Raw genomic sequence first — 2,898 nt, 5'->3', positions numbered from 1 at the left:
AGCTATGTTTTCCGCACCTAAATGGCTACCGGTATGCATCCAGTTTCTCCTTCCCATAGCCAAGTGGCGGAACATTCGTTCGACCGCATTGTTATGCATCTCGACACGGCCATCCTGCAAGAACACCTTGAAGGCCTTCTCGTCATCAAGTACATAGTTGACTGCTCGCAGAACCATTGCACCATAAGAAGAATCAAGCTTGATCTTCTTCAACAATTTCATCAACTTGCCAACGATCGATGCACTGTACTTAAGTCTAAATCGGCGTCGCTGCTTTGCAGTATGCTTGCGTAACTTCGACTCTCGCTCTATCTGGAAGAGGTAGTTCATCATCAAGATGATTACACGCACACGATGGTCAGAGATATAAGCATCCACGAAGCGATGGCGGGCATGGAACCAGCAAGCTGTACGCACCAGTCCCATTTCCTCCAAATCCTTCTCAATTGTCTCATACAAGACTGCTCTGTCTGCAGTAAACACCCTTATACAAGAGTCCTTGAAGATGGCATCTTCCTGCACACTGTGACTACGGCTACCCTCCTTATATTCCATCACACAAAGCTTGGCTTCCATGGAGAGGGCAGCATGGATGTACTCCACATTGTACTTAAACTTATCTTCCTTACTCTCACGACTGCGAACCACGATTCTTGACTCGTCATTCTGGGTATAGACACACTGACGGATACACTCAAGCATCACAGGTCCCAGGCGTTCACGAAGATAAGTCATGATTTGCTGCATCCAACCGTTCAAGGTTGACTGAGCTACCTTCATACCCATCTGTGACAACATATCCAACAAGCGGTTTTCGGAGAGATGATAGGCAAACTTCGACTCCAGATAGAACCTACAGAAGGATGGCATCAAAGGATTACCCTTGATGATACTCTGAGGATACTTGCTGCTCTGAGGATCAGAGCCAGGTACATTAAAGCGCGCTATCTTGTATTCCTTACAATAAACCTCTTGTTTCTGATAGAAGAACAGACGGACTACCCACATGTCCTTCTTACCCTTACGTATGATAACCTTTGCATTCTCAGGAAGATCAGATTTATCTATGCCGAAGGACTTCAAAACTCTAGCTGTTGTAGTATAACGCTTGCGAGGGAGTTGACTATCTGATTTCTGCTTTTCTTTTTCTGTTTTCTTAGGCAGTTTTACAGCTGGTTGCTCTGGGGCTGAAGATGCCTTAGACTCTTCATCCTTATGCTTTTCATCCAACGCCTCGTCAGCAGCATCACTGATTTTCTTTTTCAATCCATCAAGTCCCAACTCATTGACCTCTGCGTCGGATGTATCCAACACACCATTCAAGAGATTGGTCATATCTGAGTTATGAGCAAACTTTCTATGAAGGAGAACCTCGATGATAGTTTTATAATCAACCTGAGCCTTGTCTGCTATATCCAACAAGGCATTTGCCTTTTCATAATCATCTGCCTTGGAATGAAGTCGAGATACCTCTGCTCGTAATTCCGAGTTATCAGATTCCGCTTGGGTCAAAGCCACCTCCAACACATAGATACGAGCATTTGCATCTGATAAATCTTCGCTTAACATAGAGATACGCTCGTTTGCCTTGTCAAGTTCCTCCGACAACTCTGTATTACCTTGCTCAATCTGCTGTTTGAGCAAGCCAACAAGCTGTTTGGACTTGGCTAGGTCATTGCTAGCTTTAGTCAACATTGACTTATACGTAGCAAGCTGCATCTCTATATTACTCTTGTTATTTATCATGTTTACAAAGGTACAAAATTTCTGCGACATATACAACTATTTCTTGTTAAGAAAAGTTATACAACTACTTGTTTTTCAGAAGCTTATAAGATTTCAGAAACAACTTTTCCTCGTATTCCTTGTTTTTCTTTTCCAAAGTTTCTTTTGCTGTCAGAAGAGATTTGCGCTCTCTCAATAGAGCAAGCAGTGCTTCCTGCTTGCCCAAAATATACTCTTGTATCTCTACCATCACATCCATGATTTCAACCTGACGCAGATTCATTCGAGAAATTTCCTCTCGAATCGCCTTTTCATCAGATGAACCTTGCTGTAATGAAACTTGAAGCTCTGCAACACGAGATTGCATACGCTTCAGTTCTGCATGCATGGATGGTATCAAACTCTTAATATCAGTATTCATAATATGATTTCCGTTTGTACAGATGTTGATAGCATCAGTATCAATGTCTCACGGCTTATCTTATGACAGCGAGCTGCCTCCAAGAAGCGAGGCTTGAGAAACTTACCATCATCAAACCACTTCTGGTATAAGACAAAACCATTGATATCATAATGTAATATTTTAACCTTGCGGTAATCCTTGGAATAGAAGATGAAGGCTTCATCATAACTATAAGGATCATGCTGCATTTTTTCACGGATGATTCCTGCCAAGCCCTCACGACCATTGCGCATATCAGTGGGTGTGGAACTCAAATAATAAGTTGTTCGAGAAGTGAAGTTCAGCATGGCTATGACATTTTACGCAGCAGTTCTGCAACTGCAAACAGGTTAGTACACTTGATTTCCATCTCATCACCAGTCGGAGACTTCAAAATCAGTCTCTCAACTTGCCAACCTGCAGGAGTTTGTTGCTCGGGAACAAAATTCTCCTCAACTGTCAAAGCGATAAACTCACCTTCGCCTAGCTTCTTGTTTTCATCTGGTTGAAGCTTATTTGAACGATATGATTTCTTAAACTCAATGAGCCAGTCATAATCCACTGCCTCATCCTTACAATACTTGCGCAAGCTACGACCTTTACGATTTTGGTTGTAATCCTGCATCACTTTTTCGAAATATTCCCTTGTTTCCATTATCAAACTGTTTTGATTACGGATGCAAAGGTAATATATTATATAGGTACCGCCATACGGGCTAACGGTGATTTAC

The 2,898-nt window shown here is 42.2% G+C and carries 4 protein-coding genes; all 4 read right to left on the bottom strand.

What is annotated here, in order from left to right; genetic code table 11:
- Positions 1-1,746: IS66 family transposase (locus tag DWV53_RS15030; protein ID WP_181992523.1), on the bottom strand; the 1,746-nt coding region annotated here is incomplete at its 3' end.
- Positions 1,747-1,810: 64 nt separating this feature from the next.
- Positions 1,811-2,146, bottom strand: coding sequence for a hypothetical protein (locus DWV53_RS15025; RefSeq protein ID WP_118155416.1), 336 nt, complete (start codon positions 2,144-2,146; stop codon positions 1,811-1,813).
- A complete protein-coding gene (tnpB, locus tag DWV53_RS15020; protein ID WP_118155414.1) occupies positions 2,143-2,475 on the bottom strand; it encodes an IS66 family insertion sequence element accessory protein TnpB in 333 nt (110 codons plus the stop codon). The genes DWV53_RS15025 and tnpB overlap by 4 nt, the downstream gene beginning before the upstream one ends.
- Positions 2,476-2,477: 2 nt before the next feature.
- Positions 2,478-2,822, bottom strand: coding sequence for a hypothetical protein (locus DWV53_RS15015; protein ID WP_117587496.1), 345 nt, complete (start codon positions 2,820-2,822; stop codon positions 2,478-2,480).
- Positions 2,823-2,898 lie beyond the last annotated feature (76 nt).

The organism is Segatella copri (genome assembly GCF_003465495.1).
Lineage (GTDB): Bacteria > Bacteroidota > Bacteroidia > Bacteroidales > Bacteroidaceae > Prevotella > Prevotella copri_G.
Note: the sequence above shows the minus strand (reverse complement) of the source record. Positions and strands in the feature narration are given on the sequence as shown.

Excerpts from the sequence above, each read along its gene's own strand:
- DWV53_RS15025 (WP_118155416.1), bottom strand. The coding sequence starts at position 2,146 with ATGAATACTGATATTAAGAGTTTGATACCATCCATGCATGCAGAACTG.
- tnpB (WP_118155414.1), bottom strand. The coding sequence starts at position 2,475 with ATGCTGAACTTCACTTCTCGAACAACTTATTATTTGAGTTCCACACCC.
- DWV53_RS15015 (WP_117587496.1), bottom strand. The coding sequence starts at position 2,822 with ATGGAAACAAGGGAATATTTCGAAAAAGTGATGCAGGATTACAACCAA.